15 protein-coding genes are annotated in these 18735 nt (G+C 53.4%); 5 read left to right on the top strand and 10 right to left on the bottom strand.

Annotation, left to right across the window (positions count from 1 at the left end):
• Positions 1–90 precede the first annotated feature (90 nt).
• From EG028_RS20495 to EG028_RS20485, 3 genes are all read left to right on the top strand, one after another.
• Entirely contained in the window at positions 91–864 is a 774-nt protein-coding gene (locus EG028_RS20495; RefSeq protein ID WP_120518205.1) for an EI24 domain-containing protein, read from the top strand.
• Positions 854–1558: an SAM-dependent methyltransferase gene (locus EG028_RS20490; protein WP_120518204.1), complete on the top strand. Its 705-nt coding sequence runs from the start codon at positions 854–856 to the stop codon at positions 1556–1558. Before EG028_RS20495 ends, EG028_RS20490 begins: the two co-directional genes overlap by 11 nt.
• Positions 1559–1645: 87 nt before the next feature.
• Entirely contained in the window at positions 1646–2260 is a 615-nt protein-coding gene (locus EG028_RS20485; RefSeq protein ID WP_206614486.1) for a class I SAM-dependent methyltransferase, read from the top strand.
• A 75-nt stretch (positions 2261–2335) separates the two neighbouring features.
• On the opposite strand, the gene EG028_RS20480 is transcribed toward EG028_RS20485, so the two are convergent.
• A complete protein-coding gene (locus tag EG028_RS20480) occupies positions 2336–2731 on the bottom strand; it encodes a hypothetical protein (RefSeq protein WP_120518202.1) in 396 nt (131 codons plus the stop codon).
• Between the two features lie 7 nt (positions 2732–2738).
• The gene (locus tag EG028_RS20475; protein WP_120518201.1) at positions 2739–4112 is read right to left on the bottom strand and encodes a M20/M25/M40 family metallo-hydrolase; all 1374 of its coding nucleotides are present in this window, start codon (positions 4110–4112) and stop codon (positions 2739–2741) included.
• Positions 4113–4191: 79 nt separating this feature from the next.
• On the opposite strand from EG028_RS20475, the gene bshA reads away from it, so the two are divergent.
• Complete coding sequence (gene bshA / locus EG028_RS20470; RefSeq protein WP_120518200.1) at positions 4192–5328, top strand: N-acetyl-alpha-D-glucosaminyl L-malate synthase BshA; 1137 nt, start codon at positions 4192–4194, stop codon at positions 5326–5328.
• Positions 5329–5398: 70 nt separating this feature from the next.
• Here the strand turns inward: bshA and EG028_RS20465 are convergent, their stop codons facing one another.
• From EG028_RS20465 to porU, 7 genes are all read right to left on the bottom strand, one after another.
• A complete protein-coding gene (locus EG028_RS20465) occupies positions 5399–6829 on the bottom strand; it encodes a murein hydrolase activator EnvC family protein (protein WP_162946589.1) in 1431 nt (476 codons plus the stop codon).
• 56 nt (positions 6830–6885) lie between these two features.
• On the bottom strand, positions 6886–7716 hold the full coding sequence (locus tag EG028_RS20460; protein ID WP_120518198.1) for a DUF4292 domain-containing protein: 831 nt from the start codon (positions 7714–7716) through the stop codon (positions 6886–6888).
• A 42-nt stretch (positions 7717–7758) separates the two neighbouring features.
• A complete protein-coding gene (locus EG028_RS20455) occupies positions 7759–9498 on the bottom strand; it encodes a tetratricopeptide repeat protein (protein WP_120518197.1) in 1740 nt (579 codons plus the stop codon).
• Between the two features lie 2 nt (positions 9499–9500).
• On the bottom strand, positions 9501–9944 hold the full coding sequence (dut, locus tag EG028_RS20450) for a dUTP diphosphatase (protein WP_174235433.1): 444 nt from the start codon (positions 9942–9944) through the stop codon (positions 9501–9503).
• A gap of 32 nt (positions 9945–9976) precedes the next feature.
• Complete coding sequence (ispF, locus tag EG028_RS20445) at positions 9977–10459, bottom strand: 2-C-methyl-D-erythritol 2,4-cyclodiphosphate synthase (protein ID WP_120518196.1); 483 nt, start codon at positions 10457–10459, stop codon at positions 9977–9979.
• Between the two features lie 89 nt (positions 10460–10548).
• The gene (gene porV / locus EG028_RS20440) at positions 10549–11715 is read right to left on the bottom strand and encodes a type IX secretion system outer membrane channel protein PorV (protein ID WP_120518195.1); all 1167 of its coding nucleotides are present in this window, start codon (positions 11713–11715) and stop codon (positions 10549–10551) included.
• A gap of 125 nt (positions 11716–11840) precedes the next feature.
• Positions 11841–15218, bottom strand: coding sequence for a type IX secretion system sortase PorU (gene porU / locus EG028_RS20435; protein ID WP_120518194.1), 3378 nt, complete (start codon positions 15216–15218; stop codon positions 11841–11843).
• Between the two features lie 220 nt (positions 15219–15438).
• On the opposite strand from porU, the gene EG028_RS20430 reads away from it, so the two are divergent.
• Positions 15439–16956, top strand: a complete 1518-nt coding sequence (locus EG028_RS20430) for an SUMF1/EgtB/PvdO family nonheme iron enzyme (RefSeq protein WP_241559192.1) — start codon at positions 15439–15441, stop codon at positions 16954–16956.
• Between the two features lie 175 nt (positions 16957–17131).
• On the opposite strand, the gene EG028_RS20425 is transcribed toward EG028_RS20430, so the two are convergent.
• The gene (locus EG028_RS20425) at positions 17132–17923 is read right to left on the bottom strand and encodes a hypothetical protein (protein WP_123864738.1); all 792 of its coding nucleotides are present in this window, start codon (positions 17921–17923) and stop codon (positions 17132–17134) included.
• Between the last annotated feature and the right edge of the window lie 812 nt (positions 17924–18735).

Below are 18735 nucleotides of genomic sequence, written 5' to 3'. Positions count from 1 at the left end.
CTGCAAAATATTACTATTTTACATTCGTTACATCCTTTGTTCCTGTGTTTCTCCCTCTGCCTGATTGCGTCATTTTAAAAAGAAAGACCTTTGTTTTCATTAAGAGAAGTACTGGGCGCCATCCAGTCTTACGGCAAAGCGCACCAGTTCATTTCAGCGAACCGTTTGTGGAAGTGGATCATTATACCGGGCATTATCTATTGCCTGCTGTTTGCCGTGGGTATATATTTCGTATTCGATTATTCCGGCGTGTTCATAGACTACGTGCTGAACCTGCTGCCTTTAAAAACCTGGATCGCTGACATACAGAACGCCTGGGTCAATTTCTTTTTCCTGCTGGTCGGGTTTGCAATGCGGCTGGTATTCCTGCTCATGTATTTTTCCTTCTTTAAATATCTTTTCCTGATCGTGGGCTCGCCGCTATTTGCGTACCTCTCCGAAAAAACGGAAGCGATCATGCAAAAGAAAGAGTTCCCTTTCAGTTTTTCCCAGCTCATGAAAGACGTGGTGCGCGGTATCCGTCTTTCCCTGCGCAACCTGCTGTACCAGACCGTATTCATGCTCATCATCGCGATACTGGCTTTTATTCCCGTCGTGGGCTGGCTCACGCCGCTCATCGCTTTATTCGTGGAGTGTTATTATTTCGGCTTCTCCATGATGGATTATAGTTTCGAACGCCGCCAGTGGACCATGAAGCAGAGCATCACTTACATCGGGCAGCACAAAGGCATGGCCATCGGCAACGGTGTCGTGTTTTACCTGATGATGTTCGTCCCCCTGCTGGGATGGATACTGGCGCCCTGTTACGCCGTGATTGCCGCTACCATCCATTTACAACAACAACGCCTTCCCAATGCCCGGTAAAGTTTTCCTGGTGCCCACGGTACTGAGCGCGGACGCGCTTTTCAGCCTGCCGCCCTACATTACGGATACGGTGCGGCAGCTGAAGATATTTTATGTGGAAAATGAAAGAACGGCCCGCCGTTTCCTGAAAGCGCTGGATAAGTCCATCGACATCGATTCGCTGCAGCTGCACCTGATGAACGAACACAACCCGCCGGACCTGAACCTCACGCGCAAACTATTGCAGGAAGGCCATTCCATCGGCGTGATCAGCGAAGCAGGCTGCCCCGCCATTGCGGACCCGGGGCAACTCGTGGTTCAGGCAGCGCACAGCGTAAATGCCAAAGTGGTGCCGCTCGTTGGCCCCAACTCCATGCTGCTGGCCCTGATGGCGTCCGGCATGAATGGACAGAATTTCCAGTTTGTAGGTTACCTGCCGGTGAAGCCGCCGGAGCGCGGCAAAGCCATCAAAGACCTGGAAGCTGCTTCCGCCAAAAAACAACAAACACAGCTTTTCATCGAAGCGCCTTACCGGAATAACCAGTTACTGAAAGATATCCTCGCCAACTGCAACGACAGCACGTTGCTCTGCGTAGCCGTTGATCTCACCGCCCCCACGGAATACATCCGCACGCAGACGGTGGCGCAGTGGAAGAAACAGGCCGATGCGGATTTTCATAAACGGCCGGCGATATTTTTGATCTATGCGGGGTGAATTGAACCCTTGCATATTTTGCAACAGTTGAATGCTGAGCACACAGTTCCCCATTTTATCAGGTAACTTTGTTTAAAATTCTTTGTGATGATGACCAACAAACAGCATTGGGAGAAAGTCTACACCGAAAAACAACCTCATGAGGTAAGCTGGACCCAGGAAGTTCCGGAAACCTCCCTGGCCTTTATCCGGGAATTTAATCTCCCAAAAAACGCGAACATCATTGATATAGGAGGAGGCGACAGCAAGCTGGTAGATTTCCTGTTACAGGAAGACTTCCAGGATATTACCGTTCTGGACATCTCAGCGCAGGCCTTGCAAAGGGCTCAGGATAGATTAGGGGCGCAGGCCGGCAAGGTAACCTGGATCGTTTCGGACATTACGGACTTTAAGCCGTCTAAGCGTTATGATCTCTGGCACGACCGGGCTACATTTCATTTTCTGACCTCAGATCAACAGATCGAAAAATACCTGGAGATTGCCCGGCTTTCCGTGAATGGTTTTCTTACCATTGGCACCTTTTCGCATGATGGGCCTACGAAGTGCAGCGGCCTTGAGATCAGGCAGTATAACGAAGAAGATTTGCAGGAGCGGCTTTCTGAAGGATTTACCAAAATCAGGTGCATTACTGAAGACCATGTAACGCCTTTTAAGACAATGCAGAATTTTACTTTCTGCAGCTTCAAAACAAAGCACAACTGATCCCATCATTTTACTTTATCAATAACAAAGCCGGGCTGCCATACAGCCCGGCTTTTATTTTGAAAGATCATTATCCTAAAAAGGCACCTTTTTCCCCGTAGCCGGATCGGTTACAGACAATACGCTGTCCACGATAAAGTTGCTATAACCGCGCCAGGGAAGCGCGCCCAGGTATTCCTTATAATGCAGCTCCAGCGTTTTGCCGCTGGCCGCCATCAGCTGTGCGGCCACTTTTTCGCTGGTCACGGAAAACTGGAATTCGTTGGACTGCACCCCGCCCATGTTCTGGGGTTTGAAACCGGTCTGTATCAGGCGGCCTTCGTAAGTTTTCCAGACGTATCCTTTCTGCACAAAAAAGTTCAGTTCCCCGGCCTTGGTGCCGCGCCCGAATACGAAATAATAACGGATCACAAAAAAGACCCCAAAAATGAGCAGCAGCACTGCAACGATTACGAGAATAAATCTTTTCATAGTTAAATTATAAACCGTATTTATCTACGAGGTATACCAGCGCGCCCATTCCTACGGCGCCCAGTTCAAGCTCCCGCTTGTTCACGGCTTCAAATACATCTGAAGCGGCATGGTGAATATCAAAATAACGTTGTGAGTCGGGAGAAAGTTCAGCCATGGGGGTGCCCAGCAGGTTGTGCAGCGGGCCGATGTCCGCTCCGCCGCCTACTTCGTCGAAATCATACAGCCCATAAGGCAGGAAAAGCGGTAGCCAGCTTTTGATCTTGTTGCGCTGCGCATCGCTCATATCCATGATAAACCCACGGGGCGTGAAGCCGCCCGCGTCACTTTCCAGGGCGAAGAGGTGTTTTTCATTGTTGGCTTTGGCCTGTTCCGCATATTTGCTGCCGCCGCGCAGGCCGTTCTCTTCATTGGCGAACAGTACCACGCGGATGGTGCGTTTCGGGCGGATGCCGAGAGCTTTGTAGGCACGGATGATCTCGATGCTCTGCACGCAGCCGGTGCCGTCATCGTGCGCGCCTTCGGTATTGTCCCAGGCATCCAGGTGGCCGCCTACGGTGATGTATTCGTCCGGGAACTCGGAGCCGCGCAGCTCGCCGATGATATTATGGCCGATGGTATCGGGCAGCATCTGGCAGGTGGTGCGCAGGAAGAGTTTCATGGAAGGGTCGTTCGTGATGCGTTTGCTGAGTACTTCCGCGTCTTTCAGACCAATGGCCACTGCGGCGATCTTTGGAAAAGAATCGTTGTACCGGGTGCCGCCCGTATGCGGATGATTGTCCGTGCTGTGGCTCATGGAACGCACCACGATAGCCAGCGCGCCGTATTTGGATGCACGACTGGGGCCCTGGCTGCGGAAGCGTACCGCATCGCCGTAGGAACGGAATGTTTTGATGAATTTTGGGTTAAATTTATAGTTGTAGAACACGATTTTCCCCTTCACCAGGTCCTTCTTTTCTTCCAGTTCTTCAAATGAATTGATCTCCAGGACGGGGGCCGTAACGCCTTTGGCACCGGTGCCTACAGAGTTGCCCAGGGCGATGATATTCAGCGGAGCCACATAGTCGCGGCGGTTGCTGATGATGCGCGCCTGCTCCTTTTCACCGCGGACCCAATGCGGCACCATACATTCCTGGGTATAGACCTTATCCGCGCCTGCTGCTTTCAGCGCGGCTTCGCCCCACTTTTCGGCTTTTACCATCTGCGGGCTTCCGGCCAGCCGGCCGCCAATGGTCTTGGTCAGCACACGCAGGTTGTCATAGGCTTTTCCGTTCGTCAGCACCTCATCCGCCAGGCGGCGGAGCGTGGTGGAATCGTCCTGCTGCGCAAAGGAAAACTGTGCCGCACAGCAGGCCAGGAGTACTAAAATTGGCTTTCTCATTGTAAGGATCTCGATTTGGCTTTAAAGCTAACTAATTTTAAAATATGTACCTTAGCAACTCATAAAAACCACAACAGGGATGCGCATTGGAATAGTTTGCTATCCTACTTACGGGGGTAGCGGTGTGTTGGCTACAGAATTAGGGAAAGCGCTGGCGGACAAAGGGCATATGGTACATTTTATCACCTACCAGCAACCCGTTCGCCTCAATGGCTTCCACGCCAACATTTTTTATCATGAAGTACAGGTTCCCACATATCCGCTGTTCGACTTTCCTCCTTATGAAAGCGCCCTGAGCAGCACGATGGTGGACGTGATCCTGAACCAGAAATTAGACCTTTTACATGTACACTATGCCATTCCCCACGCCTCCACGGCATATATGGCGCAGCAGATCGTGGCCAAACACGGCAGGTACATACCTTTCATCACCACCTTACATGGTACGGACATCACGCTGGTAGGCAAGGATAAAACCTATGCCCCGGTGGTTACTTTCTCGATCAACGAGTCCGACGCCATTACCGCGGTATCCCACAACCTGCGGGAAGAAACGTTTAAGTCATTCCCTATCGAAAAGGATATCTCCGTGATCTACAACTTCGTGGATACGGCGCGTTTTGCACGGAAAGACCTTCCGCACTTCCGCCAGGCCGTGGCGCCTAACGGGGAGAAGATCCTCCTGCACGTGTCCAACTTCCGCAAAGTGAAACGTGTACCGGATGTGGTGAAAGTATTCAAGCAGGTGCGCGACGTGATGCCGGCTAAATTATTGCTGGTAGGTGACGGGCCGGACAGGCCTTCCATCGAATGCCTCTGCCGCGAGCTGGGCCTCTGCGACGATATCCGTTTTGTCGGGAAACAGGAGCAGCTGGAAGATGTCATGTCCATCAGCGACCTCTTTATCCTGCCCTCCGAATACGAGAGCTTCGGCCTTGCCGCGCTGGAAGCCATGGCTTCACAGGTACCGGTACTGAGTTCGAACGCGGGCGGGCTTCCCGAGATCAATATCGACGGTGTGACCGGCTACAGCAGCCCCGTGGGCGATGTGGACCAGATGGCGGCCCATGCCATCGCCATCCTGAAAGATGACAACCTGCTGGCCCAGCTGCGCAAAGGTGCGCTGGAGCAAGCCTCCCGCTTTCACATCGACAATATCATACCGCAGTATGAGGCTTTGTACGACAATGTATTACAAGCGGCGCTGGTGAAATAACCGGCCCCGGTCAAATAAAAAAGGCGTCCCGAAAGCTTCGGGACGCCTTTTTTTATCTTGTCAAATCACCCTATCTGCGGTTAGGTATCCAGAGATTGGTGTTCTGCAACTTATCCAGTTTGTAGATCTGTACTTCCACGGTGCCGGCGCTTTCTTCTTCATTTGTTTTGGCGGTGCCTATCACCTGGCCGGTGCTTATTTTCTGCCCGGATTTAACAGTGAAGGATTGCATGCCCACATAGTTGGTGAAGTACTGGCCATGTTTCACCAGGATGGAATAACCACCACCAGGGATCGCCATTACCACCCTTACTTCTCCTTCAAAAATAGCTTTTACGCTGCCGCCTTTGCGGGTGGCGAAAATCATCCCGTCATTTTCTTCCACTACTTTATCGATATCGACCATTTTCTGTTTCCCGAAAAACCCGATGATCATCCCTGATTCCACCGGCCAGGGAAGCCTGCCTTTGTTGTCTTCAAATTTTTCTGAAAGTGCGGCAGCTTCGGGGGATGCTTCCAGTACGTTGTATACACGGGAAGATTTGGCTGCGGGGGCAGGGGCCTCTGGCTCCGGTTTGGGAGGGGGGGCTGGCGCTGAAGGCTGGCTGGCGGCGGCTGTGTTGTTGGCTGCATTGTTCGCGGCGGCAGCTTTGGCGGCTTCCCTTGCTGCGGCGAGTGCGCGCTGTCTTTCCTCTTCTCTGCGTTTGCGTTCTGCTTCGGCGGCCTTTTTACGGGCCAGCTCTTCGGCTTCCGCCTTTTTACGGGCGGCTTCTATTTCTTTCCGGATCACGGAGCGGATCAGGTCCTGTATCTTTTTCTGGTCTTTCTGTTTCTGGCTGATGTCCGCCAGCAGTTCTTTTTCACGGCCTTTCAGCTTGGCTACCACTTCATCTTTTTCCTTGCGGTCTTTTTCGAGGGTGGCGCGTTCTTCCTGCTCGGTTTTGAGTGTAACGGAACGTTTCACTCGCTGATCCTGGAGGTTCTTCACCTTCGTTTGCAGCTGTGTTTGTGTTTCGATGATATTGTCTGCCTGGCGGCGGCGGAAGTCCCGGTATTGTTTGAGGTACTGGTAACGTTTGATCGCTTCGTTAAAACTTTCGGCGGAAAAGATGAAGTTCATCAACGCATAGGAGCTGCGGTTTTTGTACGCGGCTACGATCAGTTGGGCGTATTGTTGCTTGAGCGTGTCCAGGTCGTTTTGCAGGGTCTTCACATCGCGCAGGGCGTTGTTGATGTCGCCATTGATGAAGTTGATCTCTTCGTTGATATTCCGGATCATTTTGCTGCGCACGTCAATCTTGTTGCGGAGGGCGCGCAGCTGGCCCAGGCTTTCTTTACTGGTTTTTTTCGTCTCTTTCAAAATAGCCTGCGCTTCCTCCATTTCCTTTTGCAGCTCGCGCTTTCTCTTCTCCAGTTCCTCCCGCGAAGGTTGGTTTTGCGCATGCAGCATTACGGGCATGAGGGCCAGCGCCAACAACAAAACAGGGATAAACTTTTTCAATTGCACCATATTGCTATTTAGTGATGATTATAACGTTAAATATACAACGAAATTGTTTACTGACGGGTGTAGGATGGAGGAATGGCAAAGGGGAAAGTCAGCGGTTTGTTCAGTTCCATCTTCTTGAAATCCAATGCCACTTTCACCACGTTCTTTTCTTCCACGTATATTTTCCGCTGGAAGGCCATTTTTTTATTCTCCACGGGTTTGTGATCGCCGTAGGTCAGCTCCACCACGCGGGGATCGGGGCGGGTGCTGTCTTTTTCGGTGATCTTGCATTGTTGTATCAGGAAGTCGTCCGCAAATACATTAAACATACTTACCAGCTCGGGCTGTAAGGACGTAAAAGAAATGATGGACGGAGTGCTCACGATATTGCTGATGGAATCGGACAGGAATACGGGGTTGCCCACGATCAGGTCCTGCAGGGCTGCCAGGCTCAGGTCCATCTTCAGCAGTTCCTTCCCTTCGCTCACGCTGCGGAGGGTGACGGTGCCTTCCATCTTGTTGATGATCTTGATGCTGTCCTTTGTAACGAGTATACGCGCGCCTTCCACGTTCAGCGGGCCGGATACGCGGATCCAGATGATGCTGTCGTATTGCATACGCACGTTCACGCCAAGGTTGTTCATTTTTTTCCCCTTGTCGTCCTCGTAGTCCATTTTCATTTCGGCTGAAAAGGTCTTGTATTCCAGGCGGTTGGCAGTCACTTTTTCATGAATGCTCCTGGCAAGGGCAAGGTCTTTTTCACTACCGGCGGAGTCCGCGGTACGCGATGCCGTGGTGTCTGAAGGAAAAGTGGCGCGCGTGATCTTCGTGGAGCGGCAGCTGAACAGGGCCAGGCTGGCAAGACATGTAACAAGCTGTAGTACTGCTTTTGGCTTCATTGTGCGTGTAATAGTTTATAATTTACCGGTACGTGCGCGCACTTACCGGTCCATGTTTCTGATGTAACGTTTCTCTGCTATCTTCCGGGCCAGGCCGTTGGAGTTCGCTCCTTTTTCCTTGGCCAGCTGCCAGTACTGAACAGCTTTTTCTTTTTCGTTCAGGTTAAAAAGAATATCCCCGTAATGTTCCAGCACATCCGGGTCCTGCTGCGCTTCAGGATTCTGCAGCGCCTTCTCGATCCATACTTTTGCTTCTTTATAACGGCCCAGGCGGAACAATATCCAGGCGTAAGTATCCATGTAGGTGGGGCTTTCCGGCTTCAGTTCCAGCGAGCGGCGGCTCAGCTGTTCGGCTTTGTCCAGCTTGTCTCCCCGCATGGACAGGTAATAGCTGTAGTTGTTCATCACCATATGGTCCTTCGGGCGCAGGCTCAGCACCATGTCGTAACAGCTGTCGCTGCGGGCGTGCATGCCGCTGGCGTGGTAAGTATCGCCCAGCAGCGCGTACACATCACCCACGAAACGTTTTTCCCCGCCGATGGCAAGGGCGGTGTTCAACGAGCGGGCCGCGGCGTCATGCCGTTGTTTGAAATAGTTGGCAAGACCGTTAAAATAATAGCCCATGAACTCTTTCGGGAACTGCGTGATCACATGATCGCTCACGCGCAGCAGGGAGTCCGACTGGTCCGCCCTCGAATACAGCCACATCAGCTGGTACCATACGCTGAAGCGTGTGCTGTCCAGTGCAATGGACTTGTGGTAATTCACGATGGCGCTATCCGGCATGTCCGCCTGGGAGAACATGTCCGCCCGTAGCGCGTATGCCTTCGGCTCATTGGGATGGGAATCCACAATGAGTTTGGTAAGCAGGATGCCTTCGTCTTTTTTGGTCGTGTCCGTCTCCAGCATTTGCAGGTACGGATATACGAAAGATACTTTTTCGTCGATCGTGTAATCCGGGTTGCTGAATGCTTTGATCAGGTATGCGCGGTATTGCGGTTCGTTGCCGTTTTTCTTTTCGAAGTTGGCGATGGCGATCAGCGCCCGCGGATGTTTCGGGTCCATCGTGAGGATGGTGTCATAGACGGCCCTGGCTTCTTTGGTGCGTTCCACGGATTCGTAAATCTCCGCCAGCAGGCCCCAATAGCGCAGTTCAGCCGGCTCCTGGGCTATCAGCCTCCGCACCTGGGCGGCTGCTTCGTCCACCATGTCCAGCCGCAGGTAAATGCGCTGCTTCTGGAAGATGATCTCTTCGGCCACGCCCACCTTGGCTTCCAGCGTGTCAAACACCTGGAGCGCTTCGGAGTAGTTCCTGGCTTTGGAGAGCGAAATGCCTTTATTGAACAGCAGCTCTTCGTTCAGTGGGTCCTGTTTGCTCAGGCGGTCGTATACGATCGCCGCGCTGTCAAACATTTCGTTGACGGAATATCCTTCAGCCAGCGCCATCTGGAACCATTTGTTCGAGGTGTCCATGGCGGCGGCGCGGCGTGCGAAACCAAGCGCGTACTGCGGGTTGCGCACTTCCAGGAAGAGGCGGCTCAGTTCGTAATAAACGGTGGGATTGTTCCGGTTCAGCCGGATATAATCGGAATATTGCGTGATCGCTGTTTTGTAATCGCCGAGCATTTTGGAACGCTGCGCGGCGAAAAACAGGCTGTCCGCGCGCTGGGCCATTACCTCCTGTTGCAGGGGGCCGGGTGTGGAAACGACTTTTTTCGTGTTCCCACAGGCTGCGGCTATCAGGCACGCGGTGACAGTTATAAATATTCCGCTTAAGCGCATGCTCAGGATTTTCCGGTATGGCCAAATCCGCCCGCTCCTCTTTCCGTATCGCTCAGCTCGGGCACTTCGGCCAGCGTAGCCTGTACAAAAGGCGCAATCACCATTTGGGCAATGCGGTCCCCATGCTGGATGGTTTGCGGTTCCACGGACAGGTTAATTATAATGATCTTAATCTCTCCCCTGTAATCTGCATCTATCGTGCCAGGCGTATTCAGCAGTGTAAGCCCTTGTTTAATGGCGAGGCCGCTGCGTGGGCGCACCTGTGCTTCAAAACCGGAAGGCAGTTCCATAAAAAGACCGGTAGGCACCAGGGTGCGCTCCATCGGCTGCAGGGTGACAGCAGCTTCCAGGTTCGCGCGAAGGTCCATGCCGGCGGCGTCCGCCGTGGCGTATGAAGGCAAAGGGTTTGCCGAGCGATTGATGATCTTTACTTGAATATCAGCCATTGAACAAAGGTAACTAGTTATCTATAAATGAATTATTGCTTTTCCAGCAGCACGGTGGCATAGGCCACCACGCCTTCTTCGCGCCCTACAAAACCGAGCTTTTCGGTGGTCGTGGCCTTGATGGACACTTCCTCCACGGTCACGCCCAGGTGCTGCGCAATCACTTCCTGCATGGCGGGCACATAAGGTTTGATCTTGGGTGCCTGCAGGCAGAGCGACGCATCCACATTCACTACGCTGTAGCCTTTGGCCGCTATCAGCTCTGTAGTGCGGGCCAGCAGTATTTTGCTGTCGATATTTTTATACGCCTGATCCGTATCGGGGAAATGTACCCCGATGTCTCCCAGGCTGGCCGCGCCCAGCATCGCGTCGCAGATGGCGTGCAGCAGCACGTCCGCATCGCTGTGGCCCAGCGCGCCTTTTGTATGCGGCACCAGTACGCCGCCCAGCCAGAAGTCCCTGTCCGGCACCAGTTGATGAAAATCCACGCCTAATCCGATCCTTAACTTGCTCATATTGTTTGTTTAGCAGACCCGTAAAATAATAAATCCCCCTTAGCTTCGGAGGATTTATTCAACTATCAGTTATTATGGCAAATATACGTTTATTCCTCTTTGGCACCGATGTCGAAGCTGAGCGTGAAGCGCAGCGTGTTAGACAATGGGTTGCGCTGGATCCCCGTACCGGACGGCACCAGGTAGGAGAAGTTGAGCCCGAAGATGTTGTATTTAACGCCAATGCCGGCTGTAAAGTATTTGCGGTTGCCTTTGGTGGCGTGCTCGTTGTAATAACCGGCGCGCACGGCAAACATGTCGTTGTACCAGTATTCAGCGCCCACTGAATACATCAGTTCGTGCATTTCTTCCTTCAGGCCGCCGGGGGCATCGCCAAAGGAGGAAAACAACCCTTCCAGCACGCTTTTGTCAGGATATACCAGCATGGTATCGCCCTGGTACTGGGGTGTGGGCACCAGGAGTTTGTTCACGTCCAGGGTAAAGGTCACTTTATTATATTCATCCATCCCAATGGTGTAAGCGGCGCCAACGCCCAGGTTCGTAGGCAGAAAGTCTTTCTGCGCGGACTGGGTGTAGGAGATCTTCTGACCGATATTGGTAATGGCAAAACCAAAGCTGAAATTGTTATTCACCCCATCGTCCTTCTCGAAGTCTTTCGTATAAAAACCGGTAAGGTCCGCGGCTACGGAGCGGCCGGGCCTGATGGGCTGGTTGTCTATCGTTCCGGAAGCAAGGCTGGAATGAATGTAGCGAAGTGCTACGGACATGGACCAGTTGTCACTGAGCTTGCGGGCGTACCCAGCGTCCAGCGCCCATTCGCGGGGGCGGAAGTTACCGTCGAACTGGCCGTTGCTGTTCCTGAACTCAATGTCGCCCAGGGAAAAATAACGGAGGGAACCGCCGATGGTCTGGAGCTCGTCTATCTGGGTGTAACCGGCAACCTGTGCGAGGAACACATCGTTCACCAGCTCTTTCAGCCAGGGAGTATACGTAACGGCTACCGCTGATTTCTGTTTGGCAAAAGGCAGCTTGGAGAAGTTCCAGTACACGGAGTTGGCATCAGGCGAAATGGCAATGCCCGCATCGCCAAGCGCACCGCTGCGCGCGTCCGGGGATATTCTTAAAAAAGGAACAGCCGTGCTGATTACATTTGACCTGCCGTCCACCGGTACACCGGGATCCAGCTGAGCGTAAGAACGCTGACATAGGAACAGGGAGAAAATGCAAATAACAACTGTCGTTATCCTGGAAAACATGCAATACTATATTTAGTTAGTAGTTAGCTTAAACGTAAAAATAATGTGTAATTTATTAAATCCAAGTAAAGGAGCCGAACGTATAATATTTATTATTCAAATATAGTCAATTTTTAATCTATACATTATAATAATATAAGTTGCCCTCCGAATACTTTTTGAGTATTGTCCCTTCCCTTTACAACGATTTGATAAAAGTAGATGCCAGGGGTTACTCTCGCTCCTGTGTCGGCCGTGCCATTCCACGAGACGCCATCATAACGGCCATTTCCCGTGTTTATTGTGCGCCGGATCGTGCTCACATTTTGTCCGGCGGCAGTAAAGATACGTATAACCACATCAACATCAACGCCTTGCTGGTTATGATAAAAGATAAACCTCGTCTGCCCCCGGAAAGGGTTGGGGTAATTACCGACCTTTTCCACTGCCAGCGAGGATTTGGGGATGACCGTAAAACGGATGTTAATGGTCGTGGAGTTATTGTAGCTGTCCCATGCTCGGATGGTGAGCGTATGCTCCCCCGGGGCCAGCCCGGCCATGGGGAAACGTATATTCCCTTCCCGGTAGTCGCCGGGCAGGGCTTCGTGGAACTCGTTGAGTATGAAGAACTGCGTACTGTCATCCAGGATGGCGGTAATGTCGTGGCCGATGCCGTTGCCCGTGGCGTTGATGCCGTTGGCGTCGCGGAGGTTGATGAGCAGCAGCGGGTTTTCGTTTGTAATGTCCCCGCTGGTAAAACCCCGGTCGTTCATCCAGGCCCTGATCGCGGGGCCTTCGTTGTCTTCCGGCGCATCGGGCGCGGTGCCATTGGCTGCCAGCCGGTTATAAAACCCGCCGCCGTCTTCCCGGGCATTGCTGGTATAATAACTGATGCGCGCGTTGCCGTCCGCCTGGCTCATGTCTTTCGGCACCACGAACGTGAACCTGAAGCGCCCGTTCTGCACGGTATCGCGCCCCCGGAAAAGGATACGGTCCTGTACCGCAAAACTTACGGGGCTGCTGCCCGGGTCGTTTCCCCGGGTATTGCGGCCCGCGGGTTTATCGTACACCGTCACGTCCAGTATGCCGCTGTAGCCGGATTGCAGGTTGCCCGCCCCGTCCCGCACGCTGCCGGAGAGGGTATATTTTCCCAGTGCCTTCAGCGAATCACTGAGCTGTATCTCCCGCCCGTTCAGCGAATCGGTGTTCACCGTCCATTCCGGGAAAGCCAGCGGCATGGCCGGATCGCCCAGCAGCTGGAACTTCCGGTTATTGATCACATCCCCGTTCTGGGAATAGGTATCGTTTTTAGCCAGCATGGCGCCTTCGCCCAATGTGGGCATCCGGCCGCCCGCGCCGGGGCTGAACGCGCGCCGGAAATAATTGGCGTTCATCACGAGGTTCGAATAAGCGAACACTGCGCGGGTGGTGGTCATCAGCGCAATCGCACCTCCATTTTCCCGCAGCAGCAGCTTTTCTCCGAGTGAATTAAAATCCGGATTGTCAAATGGCGCAAAGTCGCAGGTAGCCGTCACCATCAGGGGCAGCCGGCCCGCATTCTGCCAGCCGTCGATGGCGCTTTCTTCCAGCACGGCCTCTTCGGCCAGCCGGTTGAAGGTGCCATGGCCGGTATAATTCCATACCAGGTTCCCGCTGTACATACGCTGCCGGATCGCTTCGTTCACCGCGGGATAACGGCTTCCGGCCGTGGCGGATACCTGCGGGAATGCGTCCAGGTACAGTTTGCCGATATTAAAAGCGCTTTCTTCCCCGGCTACGATGTTGCTGACTATCTCCGCATCTTCCAGGTGCAGGTTGCCGTCCTCATCGTCCGCCACAAAGGTCATTTCCTGCCGCCATGGGCCAAAATCAGCCGGGGTATTGTATTGTATGATCTTATTCACAGCTGCATCCGCCTCCTGCGGGATCCTCACGGGCAGGCGGCCAACGGCCGCGTCCAGCAGGGCGCCGCTGCCATTGATGTCGTCCCTGTCTCCCAGGAAACCATAAAAGTCGTCGGACATGTAACTGTTGATGCCATGAAGGGAATTATCGCTTTGCCAGGTGGGCACAAAGTTCGTATTGTTCCTTACCCGGTCTTTATAATCGCAGGAGGCGCGGCCCAACAGGAGAACGTACCGCAGGCCGCCGCGGTCGTGCAGCATTTTCAGGAGATCGCGCAGGGCCGCGGGATCGCCGATGCCGGAGCCGAATTCGTTCCATACCTGTTCGGTAGGCACCACCGCCACTTTCAGCCCATGCTTTTCCCCATGCCATGCCGCCAGCCGGTTTGCCGCCGGTTGAAATGCGGCGGGGCAGACGATCAGCATGTCCTGTGCGGAAAGCCCGTGCAAATCCTGGTTTGCCACGGGGCCCACATACAGGGGCGCGGGCAGCACGGCGGGATTAAAGGCGGCGTATTCCCTCAAAACAGCGGCATCCCTCGAAAAACGAAGCGTGCTGCCGGTGAGCGAAGCAGCGAGTCGTACGGGCTGATGCGGTATGCTCACGTCCCAGACCATCGTTTGCGCGGTACCGTTGGCCAGCTCAAAACCGGCCGTTTGCCCCGCGCCCGTGCTTGGATTGTCGCGGAACATTAAAACGCCCTGTGCCGGTAAAGCCAAAGGGCTTCTGCCTTCTATCGCGATAAAGTCCAGCCAGCCCTGTGCGCCGGAGTTGCCGGTGAACCGGAGCGTAAAGTTACCCGCGCCGGCCACGGTCAGCCTTTCGGTGACCGTGCTGGCATAGGTTTCAAAAATATTCCCGCTCACGGGGGGCGGGAGGAAGGATTTTATGGCGTTGTTGCCCAGGCTCAGGTCGAAACGGGCGCCGGAGCTGCTGCGGGCCGCCAGCCGGATACGCAGGATGGCCGCGGTAAGCCCGGCGGGGGCGGTAAGTGCATAACTTCTTTCCGCAACACCGCCCGGTACGGTGCTGAACAGCTGGCCGAACCATTGTTTGCCGCTGGACAGGATATTTATTTCGTCTTTTTCGTATACGGTATGAAAGTCGTAGGCCGTCACGGTGCGCGTGGCTGCGGGCATGGCAGTATCCGTGTTTATCCGGAGCCCGCCGGGCGCAATATTCACAAAGTAACAGGCTGAGTCTGAATACAGATGGCTGGTATGGTAGTACCCGCTACCGTCGCGGGCCCAGCGGTGCGGCCCGGGAGCGTAAAATAAAAGGAAGTCGCCACCGTTAAATAAGCCGTCTCCCCCGTCTTCCACAAAAATGGCATTCTGCCGGAGATCGTCCGGCCGGGGTACGGCATTATCTTCCGGGATCATACCGCCGCCGTTTCCGAAGAGGCGGATGGAGCCTGAGGCGAGATTGGCGGTGGAAATGCCCATGGACTGGAGTTGGGCGGCATCTATCTTATATATACCCGCCTCTTTTACGGCGATCTTGTGCCAGCTGCCGTCCGCCAGTACGGACCGGGGGGCATAAGTTCGCTGGCCCGCAACCCGGCCGGCCCCGCAAAGCAGGCAAAAGATGGCGCAAAGGGCAAAGCGGGAGCGGTTCATAAAGAATGGCAGGGTTTGTATTCAACACAAACCTAATGTATTACAAGGTATTTCGCAACCGGGGGACGTTTTCCGGTAAACTTTTAGGGCTATGCTATTACAGATTAATTAATTTTGTTATAAAATAAAAAGAATTACATTTGCGTTTACTTAATTGAATACCTAAATTGTATCGATCAAAAGCTGTTATCGCATGCGCAGATTAACCTCCTTATCCTTGATGCTAGGCACCGGTGTGTTGTTGTCAATGTCGGCCTGTAAGAATGGTGGCCTTTTTGGAAAGAAGAAAGAGTCTTCTTCAGCTACAGGCTGGGCCTACAACGACCCTAAAATGGGTGGTTTTAGCGTAGCCAAAAGCAAAGACCAATTCACCGGTCCGGGTCTCGTTTTCGTTCAGGGCGGTACATTCGCCATGGGTGCTACCGAGCAGGATGTGATGATGGACTGGAACAATATACCCCGCCGTATCACGGTATCTTCCTTCTATATAGACGAGAATGAGGTATCCAACGTGAACTACCGCGAGTACCTGTACTGGCTCACCCGCATGTACGGCGAATCTTTCCCGGACACATACCGCGGCGCCCTGCCGGATTCCCTGGTTTGGCGTAGCGAGCTGGCTTACAACGAGCCTTTGGTGGAATATTATTTCCGTCACCCGGCTTATAATGATTACCCGGTGGTAGGCGTTACCTGGAAACAGGCGACCGATTACGCCAAATGGCGCTCCAACCGTGTGAACGAAAAGCTCCTCATGGATGCCGGCCTGCTGTCCAAAGCGGACATCATGAACCAGGCGGACGATAATACCTTCGACAGCAAATCTTACCTCGCCGGCCTTTACGAAGGCACTCCCGGCAAGATGAGCAAAACCTCGAAAAAGCAGTTCAGCAATCCTGACGGCTCACCCCGCGGCGCACAGTTCGAAGACGGTATCATGCTCCCTAACTACCGCCTCCCCACGGAAGCTGAGTGGGAATATGCAGCCCTCGGTTATATTGGCCAGAACCCGAACCCTTCCAAAAAAGAAGGCAAACGCGGTGAAGAGCTGATCATGAACAAACAGATCTACTCCTGGGGTACGAACAACAGCGGCCTGCGCGACATCCGCCGCGGCAACTGGCAGGGCCAGTTCCTCGCGAACTTCAAACGCGGCTCCGGTGACAACATGGGTATGGCCGGTGGTCTGAATGACCGCGCTTCCATCCCTGCTCCCGTTCAGTCTTATTTCCCGAACACTTTCGGTATCTATAATATGTCCGGCAACGTAAGCGAGTGGGTGAACGACGTTTACCGTCCCCTCACCACCATCGACGGTGACGACTTCAACTACTTCCGTGGTAACAAATTCCAGACAGTATACCAGAACGCTGAAAAAGAGTTCGAAAAAGACAGCCTGGGCGCGCTCAAAATGCGTGATGTAACCGACGAAGAATCCGCCAGCCGCCTGAACTACCAGAAAGGCGACGTGATCAACTACCTTGACGGTGACAGCCTTTCACTGGTAGAATACGGTTACGGCATTACCACCCTGATCAACGACAAGTCACGCGTTGTAAAAGGCGGCAGCTGGAACGACCGCGCTTACTGGCTCTCCCCCGGCAACCGCCGCTACATGCAGGAAGACATGGCAACGAACACCGTAGGTTTCCGTTGCGCCATGGACCGCGTGGGCAGCCCCGAGGGCAACAAGTTCAAGACCGGTCAGATCTTCCGCAAACAACGTCAGAAGAGATAACAACAGCCAACTGTTTCACATACAAAGAGGCCGTCTCCGCAAATGGGACGGCCTCTTTTTTTGTTCGTATGTCCTTGCAGGGTATCTACTTTTTCCCCCAAACTTCTTTCCATTTATCGCGACAATTACCCATTTATTCGGCCTGATTGGCCTTTTTTGTCGCAAAACATTCATTTTATGTCATAAAAGAAAGAAAGTGTCTCCGCAATGGGACGGCCTCTTTTTCCGTCCGGGCATGAGCATTTTTTGTGCCGGGTACAAACGCACGGGTGGTTTTCCGTGAATATAATTTGCCACCGGATCGCCTTAAATTCCCTATCAGGGATGCACGCTCTTCCCCTGGTTTTGAAATCTCCCGTCTGCATGGTTCCAGCTTGCCCCCGGCGTCTACGCTGATGACGCCGGCTACCGGAGCCTGTTTCTTTATCGTGCTTTCCAATGCGTTTAATGCCTCTGTACCGGCGGGCACTTCCGGCATCTGCATTTTGTTTTCCGTCAAGGCCGGTGCTTTCGCATCCTTCCTTGCCACTTCCGGCACGGCCTCCCCAACAGGTTTCATTATCGTTGATTCAGGCCGTTTTTGCGCGGCAGCTTTCCGCGTCGTTAACTTTTCTTTCATTGCCTGCATAGCCAGGATTTCCGGCTGGAACATCGCCTTCAGTTCCGCTTCCAGCCGCTCTTCCGTGCATCCGGTCTTCAGCAGCTTCAGCCCCGCGCTGACCATTTTGCGGTAAAAGGTCACATCCCGCTCCTGCCTTGGAAGCCTGCGGTAAATGTGGGCGGCCGTCCCGGAAGCCAGGCCCATCCTGCGCGAATACATTCTTGTCCGCTCAAAGTTCGGGTCGGTCTTGACGCGTTTTCCGCTCAGCGAGCTTTTGCTGCGGGCGTAATATTGCCCGTTCATTTCGTAAAAAGTGATACCTCCGATGGTGCCTGCAATCGGGATCACGCCCATTTGTCTGGCCATAAAAAATTGTTTTTTGAGTTAAGAAATAATTTTATCAGAGGCAATTTACCGGCCCCGGGAAACATCGCCAAACCAAGGGTCCGTTTTGGCCGCTTTTGGCCATTTTGGGTCGTTTTGGCCGGTCTTTTTTGGGATAAAGACCGGTAGTTTTTCGTTTTCCCATAGCGGTGCTTATCATTTTTCCTAACTGCCGCAGCATTGGCAGCCTCAAATAAGATCGCTGTAGGTGGCACGTCGGCCGCCGGTCCGCCTTTGTACCGCCGCCGGCGGCCTGTCCGCCGCTTCTCCCTTGCTTCATCACCGCCTGTTGACGGCGTCCTATCGGCCTCTTACCGGCCTGTAAACGGCATCATATCTCCCTGTAACGACGATGTAACAGCATCGTTACGGCAGGGTAAAAGCGTTCTAACAGCGAGGTAAAAGCGTTCACAAGGCTGGCATCTTCCCGGAGCAGAACAAGCCCATGCGGGGTGCCGGGCTTTCAGCGCAGAGGTTTGGAATCCGGACTAAAGTCCTGCTTCGGTGCTGATCCTCAACATTAGTGCCCAAGCTGGCGCAAAGCCCGGCATTGCGCGGAGCAGCAGCGCTAAAGTGGGGTGGGGCGACGAAGCAATCTCCTGCATCGAATGGAGGTACACCTAGATCTGGAGATTGCTTCGTCGCGGCTCTTGCACAAATCCCCGCAGCTCCTCCTTTAGTTCAAAATAGTTCTTTGAAAAAGATTGCTACTACTATTACTACTATAAGCATTTAAGGAGGGGGGCCCGGGGGAGTGCGGATACTGTGAAAAAGATGTGCATTTTTGTGGAAAG

It is taken from the genome of Chitinophaga barathri (assembly GCF_003807585.1).
Classification (GTDB): Bacteria; Bacteroidota; Bacteroidia; order Chitinophagales; family Chitinophagaceae; genus Chitinophaga; species Chitinophaga barathri.
This window is presented reverse-complemented; position numbering and strand designations above follow the sequence as displayed.